The sequence below is a fragment of the Nocardioides sp. Z40_12 genome (assembly GCF_058215795.1).
On sequence record NZ_JBZAJA010000002.1, the window covers coordinates 351,541 to 368,149 of the forward strand.

General features: G+C 71.0%; 16 protein-coding genes. 4 read left to right on the plus strand and 12 right to left on the minus strand.

Translation table 11 applies throughout. From position 1 onward, the window contains the following. The first annotated feature begins 506 nt into the window (after positions 1–506). Positions 507–1,676, plus strand: a complete 1,170-nt coding sequence (locus AC4BG9_RS04920; protein ID WP_490569960.1) for a hypothetical protein — start codon at positions 507–509, stop codon at positions 1,674–1,676. Between the two features lie 43 nt (positions 1,677–1,719). On the opposite strand, the gene AC4BG9_RS04925 is transcribed toward AC4BG9_RS04920, so the two are convergent. The 5 genes from AC4BG9_RS04925 to AC4BG9_RS04945 all read right to left on the minus strand — a co-directional run bounded on the left by AC4BG9_RS04925 (position 1,720) and on the right by AC4BG9_RS04945 (position 6,622). Beyond that, the gene (locus AC4BG9_RS04925; RefSeq protein ID WP_490569961.1) at positions 1,720–2,556 is read right to left on the minus strand and encodes a glycosyltransferase family 2 protein; all 837 of its coding nucleotides are present in this window, start codon (positions 2,554–2,556) and stop codon (positions 1,720–1,722) included. After that, complete coding sequence (locus AC4BG9_RS04930) at positions 2,553–3,479, minus strand: NAD-dependent epimerase/dehydratase family protein (protein WP_490569962.1); 927 nt, start codon at positions 3,477–3,479, stop codon at positions 2,553–2,555. Before AC4BG9_RS04930 ends, AC4BG9_RS04925 begins: the two co-directional genes overlap by 4 nt. Next, entirely contained in the window at positions 3,476–4,486 is a 1,011-nt protein-coding gene (locus tag AC4BG9_RS04935) for a glycosyltransferase (RefSeq protein WP_490569963.1), read from the minus strand. The genes AC4BG9_RS04930 and AC4BG9_RS04935 overlap by 4 nt, the downstream gene beginning before the upstream one ends. Before the next feature lie 66 nt (positions 4,487–4,552). Beyond that, positions 4,553–4,831: an Lrp/AsnC family transcriptional regulator gene (locus AC4BG9_RS04940; protein WP_489966762.1), complete on the minus strand. Its 279-nt coding sequence runs from the start codon at positions 4,829–4,831 to the stop codon at positions 4,553–4,555. Between the two features lie 9 nt (positions 4,832–4,840). Continuing rightward, the gene (locus AC4BG9_RS04945) at positions 4,841–6,622 is read right to left on the minus strand and encodes a DEDD exonuclease domain-containing protein (protein ID WP_490569964.1); all 1,782 of its coding nucleotides are present in this window, start codon (positions 6,620–6,622) and stop codon (positions 4,841–4,843) included. A 96-nt stretch (positions 6,623–6,718) separates the two neighbouring features. Between AC4BG9_RS04945 and AC4BG9_RS04950 the strand changes: the two genes are divergently transcribed. The 3 genes from AC4BG9_RS04950 (at position 6,719) to AC4BG9_RS04960 (ending at position 9,329) form a co-directional block, all read left to right on the plus strand. Beyond that, complete coding sequence (locus tag AC4BG9_RS04950; RefSeq protein ID WP_490569965.1) at positions 6,719–6,925, plus strand: hypothetical protein; 207 nt, start codon at positions 6,719–6,721, stop codon at positions 6,923–6,925. Between the two features lie 106 nt (positions 6,926–7,031). Beyond that, positions 7,032–8,018 carry a C40 family peptidase gene (locus AC4BG9_RS04955; protein ID WP_490569966.1) on the plus strand — a complete coding sequence of 329 codons (987 nt, stop codon included), beginning with the start codon at positions 7,032–7,034 and terminating at the stop codon, positions 8,016–8,018. An 84-nt stretch (positions 8,019–8,102) separates the two neighbouring features. After that, entirely contained in the window at positions 8,103–9,329 is a 1,227-nt protein-coding gene (locus AC4BG9_RS04960) for a M48 family metalloprotease (protein WP_490569967.1), read from the plus strand. A gap of 1 nt (position 9,330) precedes the next feature. On the opposite strand, the gene AC4BG9_RS04965 is transcribed toward AC4BG9_RS04960, so the two are convergent. The 7 genes from AC4BG9_RS04965 to AC4BG9_RS04995 all read right to left on the minus strand — a co-directional run bounded on the left by AC4BG9_RS04965 (position 9,331) and on the right by AC4BG9_RS04995 (position 16,607). Continuing rightward, positions 9,331–9,540: a Flp family type IVb pilin gene (locus AC4BG9_RS04965; protein ID WP_489966756.1), complete on the minus strand. Its 210-nt coding sequence runs from the start codon at positions 9,538–9,540 to the stop codon at positions 9,331–9,333. 77 nt (positions 9,541–9,617) lie between these two features. After that, positions 9,618–9,818 carry a Flp family type IVb pilin gene (locus AC4BG9_RS04970; protein ID WP_489966755.1) on the minus strand — a complete coding sequence of 67 codons (201 nt, stop codon included), beginning with the start codon at positions 9,816–9,818 and terminating at the stop codon, positions 9,618–9,620. Positions 9,819–9,990: 172 nt separating this feature from the next. Continuing rightward, complete coding sequence (locus AC4BG9_RS04975; RefSeq protein ID WP_490569968.1) at positions 9,991–10,662, minus strand: response regulator transcription factor; 672 nt, start codon at positions 10,660–10,662, stop codon at positions 9,991–9,993. Next, positions 10,659–12,257 carry a sensor histidine kinase gene (locus AC4BG9_RS04980; RefSeq protein WP_490569969.1) on the minus strand — a complete coding sequence of 533 codons (1,599 nt, stop codon included), beginning with the start codon at positions 12,255–12,257 and terminating at the stop codon, positions 10,659–10,661. The genes AC4BG9_RS04975 and AC4BG9_RS04980 overlap by 4 nt, the downstream gene beginning before the upstream one ends. Further along, positions 12,257–13,180: a type II secretion system F family protein gene (locus AC4BG9_RS04985; protein WP_490569970.1), complete on the minus strand. Its 924-nt coding sequence runs from the start codon at positions 13,178–13,180 to the stop codon at positions 12,257–12,259. Before AC4BG9_RS04985 ends, AC4BG9_RS04980 begins: the two co-directional genes overlap by 1 nt. Further along, complete coding sequence (locus AC4BG9_RS04990) at positions 13,180–15,087, minus strand: type II secretion system F family protein (protein ID WP_490569971.1); 1,908 nt, start codon at positions 15,085–15,087, stop codon at positions 13,180–13,182. The genes AC4BG9_RS04985 and AC4BG9_RS04990 overlap by 1 nt, the downstream gene beginning before the upstream one ends. Then, positions 15,087–16,607, minus strand: coding sequence for a TadA family conjugal transfer-associated ATPase (locus AC4BG9_RS04995; protein ID WP_490569972.1), 1,521 nt, complete (start codon positions 16,605–16,607; stop codon positions 15,087–15,089). Before AC4BG9_RS04995 ends, AC4BG9_RS04990 begins: the two co-directional genes overlap by 1 nt. Positions 16,608–16,609 lie beyond the last annotated feature (2 nt).

Below are 16,609 nucleotides of genomic sequence, written 5' to 3' on the forward strand. Positions count from 1 at the left end.
CAGCGTGACCGGATTGGCGGCAGTGGTGCGCGATTTCACAGGTCGAGCACGTACGAGCCGACACGCCGGAAATCCAGGCGGTCGTAGGAGGGGGCCACCATGACCGGGGACGTCACGACCCGGCTCACGCCGGCATCGCGCAGCAGGGTGCTGCGGCGCCAGACGAACTCGCCGGGAGAGAAGTCCCGGAACCGGGGAGTGCACGAGCAGCACACTCCCGCCCCTGCCCAGGGCGTCGACCAGTGGTCCGCAGCCAGGTCACGCCGTGACGTAGCCGATGCCCCCGTCGTCGACCTTCCGCCTGCCGACGACGGGGAATCCGAACGGCTGCCGATTCGACCAATCCGCCCCGACGGACCTGCCGCCTAGGCGAGGATCGTGCCGTTGGCACGCCGGAGGAGAACGCAGTGAACGTTGGGTCCAAGAATCTCGGAACCGAGTCGACCGAGGCTCACGAGGCGTCCCCGCCCTCGCGGCTAATGTCCGCGAACAGGAGCTGGCTGTGGGTGCCCCTGGGCATCTTTGTGATCGGCCGCCTCGTCTCCGCTGCCGTCCTGACATGGGCGTCGAGCCGGCAGATCGCCTTGGATGACCGCAGCGTCGTGCAGGTGACCCATCCGCAGACCAACGCACCCGGCTACTGGGGCGTCCTCACCAACTGGGACGGTCAGTGGTACGCGGCGGTGGCTGAGGAGGGGTACCCGTCCTCGCTGCCGACGAAGGACGGCGAAGTGCAGGAGAACACCTGGGCGTTCCTCCCGGCCTATCCCGCACTGGTTCGGTTGGTCATGGCCCTGACCAGACTCGACTTCGCGCCCGCCGCGAGCCTGGTGAGCATGACGTGCGCCGGCGTGGCGATGGTGGTGATCTACCGGCTGCTGCTGGTCCGGGCGGACCGATTCTTCGCCACCTCGGTGGTGATCATCCTGAACGCGTTCCCCAGCACGCCCATCCTCCAGGTGGCCTACACCGAGGGGCTCGTCCTGCTCCTGATCTCGGTGATCCTGACCCTGCTGAGCCAGCGACGGTACCGGCTGCTCGTGCCACTGATCGTGCTCCTCGCGCTCACCCGCCCGTTGACACTGGTGGTTGCCGCCTTGCTCGGCCTGCACCTGCTGCGCCGGCTGCGGGGGCGCCGGGAGGATCCCGTCCCCACGAGCACGATCGTCGGGCTGATCGGCTTGGGTGCCCTGTCGATCGGGCTGACAGGGCTCTGGCCGGCGATCGCAGCGGTGAGGACCGGGGATCCGTCCGCGTACATCTCCACCATGGCCGCGTGGGCGCAGGAGGACACCGACCTCGGTCTGGCAGCCAACTGGATCGGACAGATCTTCGTCGACCCGGGTGTGCTGTTCTTCGCCGGGGCGATCGCGTGTGTCGTGGCCTATCGCGTGCTGCGGGGCCGGTTCCTGGTTCCAGAGCTTCGCGATTGGAGTTGGCTGTACCCCCTGTACATGATGGGAATGACCACACCGGGCGCGGGGATCCTGCGGTACCTGCTGCTGGCGATCGCGCCGATGTGTCTCCTGTCGCCGGTCTCGCTCCGGGAGTCGCGTGCCGACCGCGTGATGCGGCTAGCCGTGCTCGTGGTGGCAGTGGCGTTCTGCCTGGTGGGCCAGGTGTACTGGGTCAAGGAGATCTTCATCGTGTACGCCGAGGCGCAGCCCTTCCCGTAGGGTTCCCGCAGGTCGTCCTGCTCCGGCCGGCCACCGGCAGGCGCTACATCTGGCGGTGCCACGCCAGATAGGCTGCCCGACGGATGAGCGCCGTTCTCGACGCCTGCATGTTCCCCCACATCAGGTCACGTCGTCCGACCACGTCAGGCAGCCTCGCGTGGTACTCCCGATGCAGGTTCCGCGTCTGACGAGCCTGGGCGGATTCCAGGCGCACGCTCCACTGGCCCCGGGTGACCCGAAAGGCAGCCAACACGTCGTCGATCCCGAACGCATCATGGGTCTCCAGGATTCGCATATAGGTGTACTGGTCGATCAGGTACGGATGGGCGGCAACCCATCCCCCCACCTCGAGCAACGCCGAGCGCCTCATGAGGACCGTTCCGGGTTCGCCCAGGAGGTTCGAGCCACGACGCACCAAGGTGCGGATGACCGCCTCGCCGGCCCACCGACCGACCAGGGGTCCGAGCCCTCGCCCGGGCAGCAGGACATGCCCGGTTCGTCCGACGAGGTCCCGCTTGGCCGAGACCAGTCCGACTCCCGGATCGGCCTCGAGGGCCTCCACCTGCCGAGCCGTGCAGTGCGGGGCGATCAGGTCGTCGGCGCACAGGAGTTTCACGTAGGTGCCGGACGCCATCTCCGTGGCGGCGTTCCAGTTGCGCTGGGCGCCCCCGCCCGGGGAGATGCGGCGGACCCGGACACGTCCGCGGTAGGCCCGCAGGACGTCCCACGTGTCGTCGACGGAGCCGTGGTCGCTCACGCACACCTCGAGGTGGGGGTACGACTGCGCCAGCGCCGAGTCGAGGGTCTGGGGCAGATGCTGGGCGCTGTTGAAGGTGGGGACGACGATCGAGACGAGAGGAGGGGCGGGCACGGGCGTCACCGCGCACTCAGGTGGCGAGACCCGCCCGCGCGTCTCGCGCTGGCGACATCCTCCCAGGTCAGCCGGATGCCCAGGGTCAGCGGCGTGCACGACAGAGAGTCCAGGTCGTTCCACACCCGTGAGCGCAGCCTCAGGTCCCGGCCCTGACCATGGTCCGGAGCACCTCGCTGGATGACCAGGCAGCGGCGACGAAACGCTCGATCGGCCTCACGCACGACCATGCCCACGCTGGTGCTGCGTCCGGAGGCGAAGATCTTCAGCAGGACGGTCCCCGCTTCCTCGCCGGCCATCCGTTGGACGGCAGCGCACACCATGGCGGCAGCATCCTCGACGAAGAGATAGTCCCGCAACGTGTCGAGGGAGACGAAGACCCCGATGGGCTCGCGATCCGCCTGGGCGCGACAGATCTGCGAGATGAGCCCCTGTGGCTTCGCAAGATTCTGTCCGGGGCCGTAGAGGTTGGAGAAGCGACCGAGGAGGACTCGCGACCCCCGCAGAGCCAGGTCCGCCGCGATGGACTCGATGGCCAGCTTCGCCGTCCCGTAGGCGGAGGCGGCGGCCGCCTCCGAGTGCTCGTCGAAGGGCGGGGATGCGGGCGAGGCGCCGTAGGCTCCTCCGGCGGACGAGCTCAGGAACAGGACCGACGGCGGGCTCTCGAGACCGGCACAGAAGCGTCGAAAGAGGTCGACCTCCTGCTCGAGGTGCCGTGAGTCACTCGCGACCACGCCGCTGCCCGCGCACCAGATGAGGCGCCAGTCCTCCGACAGGGTCGCGGCTCTCCGCGCGCCCGACAGCAGGGCGCGCAGGGCAGCCTCCTGGTCGTGCCACGGCACCGAGACGAGCTCTGGGGCCGCGCCGGCGGCAGCAAGGCGTCGGGCGACGGCCGAACCCAGGAGCCCTCGTCCGACGAGGAGCGTCGTCATCGGGTGCCCGCGTGCTCCGCGCTCGCCCTGGTGAGGGGGCCCGACTGACGGTCCGACACGATGAGATACAGGGGGCGGCCCATGGCCATGTTGACGGCGACCCCGACGTACTCCGCCACGATGCCCAGGGCCACCATCGTGATGCCCGACGTCACCAGGAGGATCACCACGGCAGAGGCCCAGCCGGCGATCGGGATGGTCCCCATCAACCGCCCCACCACGATGTAGAGCGACATGAGGACGCCGGTGGTGGCCACCAGGAATCCCGAGAAGCTCACCAGACGCAGAGGCCGGACCCCAGCCGTCAGGATCAGCCGCCAGTAGTGGGAGAGCAGGGAGCGCAGCCGGTACCCAGAGTTGGCTCGCCCCTCGGTCCGCAGCTCGACGTCCGCAGTCGCCACCCGTCGCGCCACCCAGCCGAGGGCGACGTCCATGTAGACGCCGGAGCCGGCATAGGCGGCCACCGACCGAGCCACGTCTCCCAGGATCAGTCGGTAGGAGTTGAAGAGCTCCGGGCTGCCGTGGGTGCTCAGGGCGCTCGCCAGGCGCTTCGCCCCCCGTGAAGCCGCGTTGCGCACCACTCCGTGAGGAGGGGGGTTGAGAGGTCGCGCGTAGACCACGTCCGCCTCCGCCGCGAGGGCCGAGTCGAGCATCCGCCCGATGTCGCGGGGGTCGTGCTGCCCGTCCTCGTCCATGGTCACGACCCAGTCGCCACCGGAGGAGGAGACGCCGGCGAGTGTCGCGGCGTGCTGACCGAAGTTCCGGCTCAGCCAGACCGGGCGGATCCAGGCGAGCTCCGCACCCAGCTCACGGATGGTGGCGTCCGACAGGTCCGGGCCGCAGTCGTGCACGAGTACGACCTCGCTCACCCGGGCGCAGTGTCCGGCAGGGGTGGTGAACTCCCCGGTCAGCAGGGACAGCTCGGCCACCAGGTTCCTCAGCGTCTCCTCGCCCTGGTAGACGGGGACGACTACCGAGATGTGATGGAGGGGCCATTCGCTGCTCACGGACTCACGATAGGCGTCCGCCACGCCCCGCGTCGGGAAAACCCGACGATCGAGCGGACTGCCGATTCAGTCCAGACCCAGGGAGAAGGCCGCCTCGAGGTCGTGGCGTGAGTAGCTGCGGAAGGCGATGTGCGTCTCGGTCTCCCGCACGCCGGCCACCTTGTTGAGCTGGTCGGCCACCACCCGTGCCACGTCCTCGTGCTGGGAGACCCGCACCAGGGCGATCAGGTCGATCTTGCCGGTCACGGAGTAGACCTCGCTGACGCCGTCCAGGGCCGCGATGGCCTCGGCGACCTCCGGGATCCTGGCCACGTCGGCCTTGACGAAGACGATGGCGGTGATCATGGGGCGAGACTACCGAGTGGGCTGGTGCACGGGGGACGGCAGACGCTGTTCGTCGAAGGGGACCAGGCTCAGCCGCGAGTGGCTGACGGCATCGTGGAGGGCGAGGTGGCGACCGGCCCCGCCGACGGGGCAGGCCCACTCGCCCTGCACGTCGATCAGGCGGACGCCCGGCGACTCCAGCCAACGCAGGATCCGCTCGGTCTCCGCGGCGCTGGCGGCCGGGACGGGCCCGGGGCCGGCACTCACGGTCTCGGCGGAGGCCGTGAGCTCCTCCACGAACTGGTGGGCGTCGGCCCCCGCCGGGATCACCCCGGCGGCGGCGAGCCGGCCGTGTCGCACCACGTGCACGGCCCACCGGCCGTCGTCCTCGCGTCGGCCGGCCACCACCTGCGCGCACCGGGACAGGGCGCCGAGACGCTGGGTGCGCGCCGCGGCGCGCACGAAGGCGGCGAGCCGGTCGCGATGCACCCCCGCCTCCTCGAAGCGCTCCCCGTCGGCCAGGGCCTCCATCCGCTCGTTGATGCGGGTGACGACTGCGTCCGGCCTCCGCAGCAGGCTGTCGCGCAGGCGGCTCACCACCGCGGCGTAGGAAGCGGTGTCGACGGAGCCGTCGCAGGGTGCCAGGCAGCGCGCCATCTCGGCCAGCGCGCAGGCCGAGCGCGACGGCGCCAGGGGCAGCCGACCGCTGCACTGACGGATCGGGAAGACGTCGTGGAGCGCCTCCAGGCTCTGCTCCGCCACCCGCCGGGAGGAGAACGGGCCCAGGTAGTCGGCGTCGTCGTCGAGGACGCGCCGGACCAGCGAGAGCCGCGGCCAGGGCTCCCGGGTGAGCTTGAGGAAGTGCATCCTCTCGGGGAACCGGGACCGGCGGTTGTAGCGCGGCTTGTGCTCGGCGATCAGTCGGAGCTCGCGCACCTCGGCCTCCAGCGGGGTGGCGCACTCGAGGCCGGTCACGGTGGCGGCCAGGCCGACCATCTCGCCCATCCGCGACCGGGTCTCGGAGGCGGTGAAGTAGGTGCGGACCCGGGTGCGCAGGTCGCGCGAGGTGCCGACGTAGAGCACCCGGGCCTGGTCGTCGCGGAAGAGGTAGACCCCCGGGGCGTGCGGCAGCGACTCGGCCAGGTGGCGCTTGCGACGCTGGGCGGTGGTCACCTTGGCGCTGAACGTCTGGAGCTCCTCCAGGGTCTGCACCCCGAGGGAGCCCAGCCGCTCGATGAGGCCGTGCAGCACGTCGACGGTGGCGCGCGCGTCGGCCAGGGCGCGGTGGTTGGGGGTGGTCGTCGACCCGAAGAGCCGAGCCAGGCTGCCGAGCTTGCAGTTGGGGGTCTCGTCGCGCGTGACGACCCGGCGCGCCAGCTTGGCGGTGTCGACCACCTCGAACCGGGGCCAGGGTCGCCCCTGCTCCTTGGCGAAGTGCTGCAGGAAGCCGACGTCGAACGGCGCGTTGTGGGCGACCAGGACGGTGCCGGCAGCGAACTCCAGGAACGCGGGCAGGGCGGAGTCGATCGAGGGGGAGTCGGCCACCATGGAGTTGGTGATCCCGGTCAGGACGGCGATGAAGGCGGGGATCTCGGCCCGGGGGTTGACCAGGGTCTGGAACTCGCCCAGCACCTCTCCGCCCCGCACCTTCACGGCGCCGATCTCGGTGATCATCGAGCCGGCCGCCGCCGATCCTCCCGTGGTCTCGAGGTCGACCACGGTGAACGTCAGGTCCCGGAGCGGGCGCCCCAGCTCGTCGAAGCTGCGCTGCGTCTCCCATCGTCCGGTCCTGGCCACCGTTGTGCTGCTCATGGTCGGGGACGCTAGACGCGGGCGCCGACAGGACCGACACGCCACGCGCGGCGACGCGCGGCCCGGTTGTCGGCGGCCGGTGCTTGGGTCGGTCCCATGACGACGAGAATCGATTGCGACACCTGCGTGGTGCGCGGGCTGGCCTGTCACGACTGTGTGGTCACCGTGCTCCTGGGCCCACCTCCGGAGCTGACCTTCGAGGACGACGAGACCGCCGCCCTGGAGGCGCTGGCCGCCGGCGGGCTGGTCCCGCCGTTGCGGATGGTGCATCCGCTGGCCGGCCCCATCATCGAATCTGCGTAAATCCAGGGGAGTTTTGGACGCCCACGTCGCTGGCGACTAGCCTGACGCAGGGCTCCCCACGGAGCCCTTGTTCCTAGCACCTGCAAGCAGAGGAGACTGGCGGCTCGTGAGCCTCGCCCCCAAGCGTCTCAGTGGCGTCGCCGTCGCCCTGGCGGCTGTCGTCGCGACCGGCCTGATGGCCGCTCCCGTCCAGGCGGAGCCGGACATCGACGAGGTCCAGGCGGAGGTCGACCGTCTCTACCACGAGGCGGAGCAGGCGCAGGAGCGCTACCACGACGCCAACCTCAAGCTCGAGGGACTGACCGACGAGCTCTCCTCGCTCAAGGCCGACCAGAAGCGCCAGGACGCCCGGCTCGCCGTGGTCCGCGAGCAGGTGCAGGAGTCGATCGTCCGCCAGTACCAGGGCGAGAGCATCTCCACCGTCAGCCAGGTGGTCGTCTCGGAGGATCCGAGCGCCTTCCTCGGCCAGCTCTCGACGATGTCGGCCTTCAACGACCTGCAGACCGACCTCTTCGACACCTTCAGCACGGAGGCCGAGGCCCTCGGCATCCGCCAGGAGGCGACCCGGGAGCGGCGCGGCGAGATCCGGAGCACCACCGAGCAGCTTGCCGAGGAGAAGGCCGAGGTCGAGGCCAAGCTCGCCGAGGCCAAGAGCCTGCTGGCCCGCTTGGAGGACGAGGAGCGTGAGCGACTCCTCGCCTCGCGGAGCGCCCCCACCCGCCTGCCGAGCAGCGTCCCCGCCTCCGGGCGTGCCGCCGTCGCGGTCAAGGCCGCGATGGCGCAGGTCGGCGACGCCTACGTCTACGGCGCGGTCGGGCCCGACGCCTACGACTGCTCGGGCCTGACCATGATGGCGTGGGGAGCCGCCGGTGTCGGCCTCCCGCACTCCTCGAGCGCCCAGTTCGGCTCCGGGACCCGGGTCTCCCAGGACGACCTGCAGCCGGGCGACCTGGTCTTCTACTACAGCCCGATCAGCCACGTGGGCATGTACATCGGCAACGGCCTCATCGTGCACGCCGCCAACCCGAGCAGCGGCGTCCGGGTGGACGGCGTCTTCTCGATGCCCTACGTCGGCGCCGTCCGCCCGGGCTGACCCCCGCCTCCACGGCGCCATCGCCTACCCGGCGCGGCACCGCTGTGACGAGCGACGTGACGGTGTCCTGAGAGGATCGTCACCGTGACGTCGGATCCTCCCGCCCGCTCCGCACGCGTCGTGGCCGCGGCCGTGCTGCTCGCCGGCCTGGCCGCGCTGGTCGTGCTCGGGTGGTGGCTGGTGCCCTGGCAGCCCGTGCCGGGCGGCATCCCGGACCCGGTCGACGCCTCCAGCCTGTTCTCCCCGGCCGAGCTGGAACGCGCGGAGGAGTACTCCCGCCGGGCCCGCGCCTGGAGCTGGAGCTCGCTGGCGCTGACCATCGCGATCCTCGGGGTGCTCGGCTTCACCCGTCTCGGTGCCAGGGTCGTCGCCCGGCTGCGGGGCCCCTGGTGGGTCCGGGTGCTCCTCGCGGTGGCCGGCCCGCTGCTCGTTGCCCGGCTCGTCACCCTGCCCCTCGCCGTGGGGGCCTGGCGGCTGCGGGTCGACAACGGACTCTCCACCCAGACCTGGGCGACCTGGGCAGTGGACCTGGCGTCCGGAGAGGCGCTCGACATCGCCGTCTTCGCCGCCGTCGCGCTCGTCCTCGTCGGGACGGCCCGGCGGGCTCGCACCTGGTGGCCGGTGCTCGCCGCGGCGGTGCTGGGGGCCGGGGTGGTGGTGGGCTCGTTCGCCTATCCGGTCCTGGTGGAGCCCGTCTTCAACTCCTTCGAGCCGCTGCCGGCCGGCGAGCTGCGGGACGCGGTGGAGGTGGTCGCCGCCGAGCAGGGGGTGGACCTCGACGACGTCGTGGTCGCCGACGCCTCGCGCCGCACCACCACGTTGAACGCCTGGGTCTCGGGGCTCGGCGGGACCCGGCGGGTGGTCCTGTACGACAACCTGGTCGACGACGCGCCCCAGGGTCAGGTGCTGGCCGTGGTGGCGCACGAGCTCGCGCACGCCAAGCACCAGGACGTGCTGGTGGGTACCGCCCTGGGCGCCGCGGGCGTGGTGGCGCCCGTCGGGCTGCTGGGGCTGGCGCTGCCGAGGCTGACCCGCACCCCACTGGCCGACCCGCGCGTCGTGCCGTTGTTGGTGGCGTTGGTGTTCGTCGGTGGTCAGCTGGCGCAGCCGGTGCAGAACATGGTCAGTCGTCGGATCGAGCTCCGTGCCGACGTGACGGCCCTGGAGTCCGTCGAGGACCCGGGCGACTTCGTGGAGCTGCAGCGACAGCTCGCGGTCAGGTCCCTGGCCGACCCGACCCCACCGGCGTGGTCACACTGGTGGTGGGGGAGTCACCCGGGGGTGCTCACCAGGGTCGCCCTGGTGAGCTGAGTCAGGGTGCGCACTGAGCCTGGGTGATCTTGGTCTTCAGGCTTCCGCACGAGTCGTCGAAGAGACCCACCACGGCGCCGCCGAAGAGGAAGACTGCCGTGACGATGATCGCGGCGATGCCGGCGACCAGCAGGCCGTACTCGACCGAGGAAGCGCCCAGCTCGGACTTCCGGTGCGGGGCAGCCGTCCGGTCGATCGCGTTGCTCTCCATCGGAGATCCCTTCCATGAATGCGCCGCGGCGCGGTCCCGCAGGGCAGGACCGCGCCGAGCACGAACGGATCAGTCGGTCAGTTGGTGCCGCCGCTGTTCTTGATCGAGGTGGACGTGCCGCTGAAGATGTCCTTGACCAGGCCGCCGAAGGCGAAGACGGCGACGACGATGATCGCGGCGATGCCGGCGACCAGCAGGCCGTACTCGACGGCGGAGGCGCCGCGCTCGTCCATCTTGGCCTTCTTCGCGTCCAACAGGATCGTGAGGTACTGAAGCATGGTGGGGTCCTTTCAGGGAATGCTCTGGGGTTCTGGTCCGGCAGGCACTCGCCTGATCCGTAGACCCAATCCTCGCCGTCTTCGTGGATCTGTGAGATCGGAAGACCGGTCACGCTCCACTAGTCACAAAGGACTACGCGCCGCCCTGGTCGGGGGACTGGGACGGCGGGTTTCAGCGGTCGACGGGGTTCATCGAGGAGAGCAGGCCGCTGCGCATCGCCGTCACGAGCGCCTGGGCGCGGTTGGTCGCGCCGAGCTTCTGGTAGATCCGGGCGATGTGGGACTTGGCGGTCGACTCGCTCATGAAGAGCTGGCCGGCGATCTGCCCGGCACCCAGCCCGTCGGCCAGGAGCATCAGGACCTCCTGCTCCCGGTCGGAGAGGCGCGAGGTCTCCCCGCTCATCCGCCGGATCATCGCGGCGGAGAGGCCCGCGCACAGGAACGTCCTCGGGGAGACGGCCGCGTGCTTCGCCGCCTTGACCACCTCCGTGGAAGGTGCGTCCTTGCCGACGAAGGCGGACGCACCGGCCTCCATCGCCGCGAAGATCTGCTCGTCGCCCGAGTGCATGGTGAGCACCACCAGACCGGTCTCCGGGGCCTCCTTGCGGGCGGCACGCACGATGTCGAGGCCCGTCCCGTCGGGCAGCTGCAGGTCGGTCACCACCACCCGGGGCCGGTGGGTGCGGAACTGCTCCAGCGCCTGCGCGACGGAGCCGGCCTGGTCGACCACGTGGGTGGAGGGATCCAGGGAGAAGGCCGTGGCCAGCCCCGCCCGGATCAGCTCGTGGTCGTCCACCAGCAGCACCGAGGTGGCGGAGGCGGTGGGCGTGGGTGCAGTGGTCATGAGACTCTCGCGTTCCTGGGGAGTGTGCTGACGTCGGGCGAGGGGAGACTGTCGAGCGGGGCGCCGACGTGCACCGAGACGACCGTGCCGCGGGTCGGGCTCGAGCGCACCTCCAGCACCCCACCGATGAGGGCCGCCCGCTCCTTCATGATCGAGAGGCCGTGGGAGTCGCGCCGACCGGCCTGGAGACCCCGGCCGTCGTCGGCGACCACGATCTGGGCGTTGGGTGCCTGGACCCGGCAGTGCACGTCGATCAGGGTCGCCTGGGAGTGCTTCACGGCGTTGTTCATCGCCTCCTGGGCGATGCGCAGGAGCTCGGCCTCCACCTCGTGGCGCAGCCGGCTGGTCCGTTCGTCGACGGTCACCTTGATCGGGGTGCCGGAGACGTCGCTCAGGTGACGAGCGAGGGTGGCGATGGCGGCCCCGAGGCTCTCGCTCGAGCCCGCCTGGGTGCGCAGCGTCATCACGGACCGCCGCACCTCGGCCACCACCGAGGTGATCATCCCGCGGAGCTGGAAGAGCGCGTTCTGCTGCTCCGGGCTCGAGGCCGTGGAGACCAGGGCGTCCACCACGTAGCCCATCGAGGCGATGTCCTGGGCGACGCCGTCGTGCATCTCGCGAGCCAGCCGGCGTCGTTCGTCTGACATCGCGGCGTCCCGGAAAGCGGTGAAGAGCTGGGCGGTGTCCAGCCGCAGCGCGGCCGGGGCCAGCCGCTCCGCCAGGGCGCGGAGACGCTCGAAGACGTCGACCGAGTCGGGCTCGGAGCCGGCGGCGAGCCGCCCGGTGACGACCGCGATGGGGGTGTCGGCGTGCGAGACGGGGAACCCGAAGTCGTGGCCCAGGACGCGCGGGTGGCCGTCGTCCCAGACGGCCTGCGCCAGCTCCTGGCTCTCCTCGCCCTCCCGCCCCTCGTGGGAGGAGCGCGTCACCAGCGGCAGCAGCACGCCGTCACGCCGGACGTGCAGGACGACGATCTCCGAGGGCAGCTCCGAGCTCACCGTCTCCAGGATCTCGCCGCCCATGCTGGTGGGGTCGAGGCCGCCCTCCAGCTTGGCCGAGAGGTCGTTGAGCTCGGTGATCAGCGTGCGTGCCTCCCGGTAGGCGAGCGTCCCGTCGTCCCGGGGGGAGGTGCTGACGAAGAACCCGGCGACCAGGCCGAGCCCCAGGCCGGTGACCATGAACATGAAGACGTCGGTGACCTGCGAGCTGTCGGGCGAGTCGCCCGCCACGACCATCACCAGCGCGATCGCGCCGAGCTGGAGCAGCAGCGACTCGGCCACGCCGGGCAGGCCGCGGAGCAGGCCGTGGACGAAGGGCGGCACGGCGAGGCCGGCCAGGAGGGCCGGGGCGCTCTGGTAGAAGCAGCCCGCGAGCACGCCGATGGTCAGCGCCTCGACGGTGCAGATCATCCGCAGCGGGGTCTGCGTCCGCAGCAGCCAGCCGGCGGTGACCCACAGGGCGGCCAGGCCGAAGAGCCCGCCGAGGGCGTCCAGGTCGCGGCTCCAGGCGATCGACATCGCGACGCTGACCAGCACGAAGGCCCGGGAGCCCTCGATCAGCCCCGCCTGCTGGAGCCGCTCGGCCCGGCCGGGCATCAGGCGAAGGTGTCCATGATGCTGATCACGGCCGGCCCGATGACCACGATGAACAGGGTGGGCAGGATGCAGAAGATCAGCGGCACCGTCATCTTCACCGGGACCTGCTGCGCCTTCTCCTCGGCCTTCTGGCGCCGCTTGACCCGCATCTCGGCGGACTGCACCCGCAGCACCTGGGCGATCGGGATGCCGAAGGCGTCGGCCTGGACCAGCGCGCTCACGAAGCTGCGGAGGTCGTCGAGGTTGGTGCGGTCAGCCAGGGCACGCAGGGCCGCGGCGCGACCCTGCCCGATCTGCATCTCACGCAGCACCCGGGCGAACTCCTCGGCCAGGGGGCCGTCGGTGTTCTTGGAGACCTGCTGCACGGCGGCGTCGAAGGCGAGTCCCGACTCCACGCTGATGGTCAGCAGGTCGATCGCGTCGGGGAGACCCCGGCCGATCGTCTCCTGGCGCTCGTGGGCCTTCTGGTAGAGGTACATGTTGGGCCCGAAGTACCCGGCGACCGCACCCAGCGCGACGAAGGCCACCTTGCCCACGAGCCCGAGGCTGAGCATGAAGGAGAAGAGGACCGCGGCCACCAGGCCCGCGACGGCCCCGATCACCTTGAGCGCGACCACCCGGTCGACCGTCCAACCGGCGGGGTTCCCCGCGAGCTCGAGCTTGCGGTAGATCCGCTCCGTGCTGTCGGCACCGGTGAAGCGTCGCCCGATGGACAGGGCCCGCCCCTGGAGCGGAGCCAGCACCCGCTCCGCGAAGGGACGGTCCAGCTCGGCGGTGAGCTCCTTGGGCACGTCGCCCATGGACTCCAGCGCCGCCAAGGACCGGCTGAGGCCGCCCTCCCGGACCGGCTCTCCGGTCGCGAAGGAGATCAGCACGATCGACATCACCACCAGCAGGCAGCCCAGCACCAGATAGATCGTCATCAGATCTCCACCTTGATCAGTCGGCTCATCCAGAAGGCGCCCACCGCGAGCATGACCCCGGCGCCGCCGAGCATCAGCCAGCCCAGCGGCTCACGGAAGAGCACGCTGACGTAGTCGTAGCTGGTCAGCATCAGGTAGAGCAGGAAGACCGGTGGCAGGCCGCCGAGCACGTAGGCCGAGATCTTGCCCTCGGCCGCCAGCGCCTGGACCTGCCGGCGCATGTACTCCCGCTCCCGGATGGTGCCGGCCACGGTGTCGAGGAGCTCCGCGAGGTTTCCGCCGACCTGGCGCTGGATCTTGATGGCCATGACCACCCAGTCGAAGTCCTTGCTGTCGAACCGCTCCGCGATGCCCTGCAGCGCGTCCTCGAGGGAGACCCCGAGCCGGGTCTCGACCAGCACGCGCTTGAACTCGCTGGCGATCGGCTCGGTGCCCTCGCGGACGATCGTGTCCACCGACTGGGCGAGGGAGAGACCGGCGGAGAGGGAGCCCGACATGAGCTGCAGGGTGTCGGGGAGGGCGGCGTTGAACTTCTTCACTCGCTGCTTCCTGGCGCGGCCGAGGTAGAGCCACGGGACGACGGCACCGAGGACGATGAAGAGCAGGCCCACCCCGAGGCTGCCGCCCCCCAGCAGGACCCCCAGCAGGCCGGCGCCCACGATGATGCCGGTGTGCAGGAGGAGCCACTCCGAGGAGCGGAAGCCGATGTCGGCCGCCTCCAGCCGGGCGGCGATCCTCTCCTCCAGCGACTTGTTGCGCTTGAGCACGGCGTCCGCGGCGCCCCGGAACTGGGCCAGCCGCTCGTCGGACCCCAGACCCGCGGCCCTGCCGGGGGGAGCGGCGGTGCCGGAGGCGAGGCCGGCATACAGGGCGACCCGCTCCTCGGCGGTCAGCTGGCCCTTGGCCATCCCGGTGAGCAGGGTGGAGAGGAAGGCCAGAAGTCCGGCGCCGACCAGGGCGACGGCCACCCACATGGCCCAGTCGGGCAGGATGATGCCCCGGTCGGCCGAGGGCAGGGTGACCTTCTGCGGGGTGGGCACGTTCGCGCGGACCGGGGCGAAGACCTCCGCGGTCAGGGTCCCGGTGTCGGCCGGCAGCGAGACCGAGATGGCGGCCTCGTCGGCGACCCCCTCGGGGAGCTGGGCGGTGACCAGGACCTGGCGCGCCAGGATCTCGGCCTCCTCGGAGAAGGCGGTGCCGAGGGCGTCGACGTCGGCGCTGATCACCTTGCCGTTGCCCGCGTCGCTGAGCTGGGTCAGCGGACCGAGGTCGCCGTCCTGCTCGAGCGCGACCACGTCGACCAGGACGCCCGTGCGCGAGATGGCGCCGATCGCGTCGGTGAGCGGGGTCTTGCTGGTGTCGGCTCCGTCGGAGAGGACCAGCAGGCTGCGCTGTCCCTCGGTCCCGGCCAGCTCGGCCGCGGCGATCACCCCGTCGTAGAGGCGGGTCTGGCGGGCCAGGGTGAGGCCGGCGAGGGCGGTACGTGCCTCGTCGCGATCCGTGGTGGGCGGCACCGCCCCGACGACCTCCCGGTCGAAGGTGACCAGGCCGACCCGGACGTCGGCGGGCACGGCGCTGAGGTAGGCCTCGGCCGCGGCCTTGGCCGCCACGAACCTCTCGCCGTCCATGGAGCGGCTGGTGTCGATGGCCAGCACCGTGGTGCGCTGGACGGCGGTGCCGCCCGCCGTCTCGGCCGTCGCCTCGGTGGCGCTGGCGCCGTCGAAGGTGACCGAGACGCCGTCGAGGTCGACCTGGGCGCCCGGGGGCACCGCGACCAGGACCTGGACCCCGCCGTCGACGGTCTGGACGTGGGTGACGTCGGCCTCGTCCGCCGCGTGGGCGGCCAGCGGGCTGCTCAGCAGCGCGACGACCCCCAGCGCGGCCAGGGTCCGGGTGAGCGGGCGCATCAGAACCGCTCCGGGACGAAGATCATCGGGTCGACGTGCACGTTGTTGTAGGTCATCTTCTCCAGGAACTTGGGCCGCAGGCCGGTGGCCCGCAGGCCTCCCAGGGTCCGGCCCTCGCCGTCGAATCCGGCGGAGTGGTCGTAGAGGAAGACGTCCTGGAGGGTGATGATGTCGCCCTCCATCCGCTCGACCTCGGTGACGTGGGTGATGTGGCGCGACCCGTCCTTGAACCGGGTCTGGTGCACGATCAGGTCCACCGCCGAGGCGACCTGCTCGCGGATCGCCCGGACCGGCAGGTCCATCCCGGCCATCAGCACCAGCGTCTCCATGCGCGAGAGGGTGTCGCGGGGGCCGTTGGAGTGGACGGTGCAGATGGAGCCGTCGTGACCGGTGTTCATCGCCTGGAGCATGTCCAGCGCGGAGGCGTCACGGACCTCACCGACGATGATCCGGTCGGGCCGCATGCGCAGGCTGTTCTTGACCAGGTCGCGGATGGTGACGGCGCCCTTGCCCTCGATGTTGGAGGGCCGCGACTCCAGCCGCACCACGTGCTCCTGCTTGAGCTGGAGCTCGGCGGCGTCCTCGATGGTGACGATGCGCTCGTCGGAGGGGATGAACGAGGAGAGCACGTTGAGGGTGGTGGTCTTGCCGGCACCGGTGCTGCCGGAGACGATGATGTTGAGGCGCCCCCGGACGCAGGCGTCGAGGAAGTCCTTGGTCTGCTGGCTGATGGAGCCGAACTTGACCAGGTCGTCCGCGGTGAGCGGGTCTGTGGCGAACTTGCGGATCGTCAGGCACGAGCCGTCGATCGCCAGCGGCGGGACGACGGCGTTGACACGGCTGCCGTCGGGCAGGCGCGCGTCCACCATCGGGCTGGACTCGTCCACGCGCCGCCCGATCCGGGAGACGATCTTGTCGATGGTGCGCCGCAGGTGGGCCTCGTCCTGGAAGATCGCGTCGGCCGCGACCAGCCGGCCCTTGCGCTCGAGCCAGATGCTGTGGGCGCCGTTGACCATGACCTCGGAGACGTCGGGGTCGCGCAGGTAGGGCTCGATCGGGCCGTAGCCGAGGATGTCGTCGCTGATCTCGCTGGTGATCTGCTGCCGGTCGGCGGCGCTGATCGGCCGGTCGGACTTCTTCAGCACGTCGGCGAGGGCCGCGCGTACCTTCTGGTCCAGCTCGCTCTGCTCGAGGTTGGCGTCGTAGAGCTGGGGACCGAGCTGGCGCAGCAGCTCGGCGTGCACCGAGGACTTGAGCTCCTCGATCCGGTCGGTGTTGGCCGACTGGGCCCGCCGCGTCGACGTCGGGTCGGGCACCGGGGCCCGGCGGTCGTTGAGCGGGGAGTCCGAGGCGCCGAGCGGTGAGGAGGGCGCCGTCACGGGCTGCTCGGCGAGCACCTCGGTGACCGGGGCCTCGACGGGCACCTGGGCGGTCGCGCCGGGAGCCGGGAGGCCACCGAGGGAGGCCGCGGCCTCCTCGGCACGCCGCCGGGCGGCGAGGCGTTCGGAGAGGTTGCTCATCG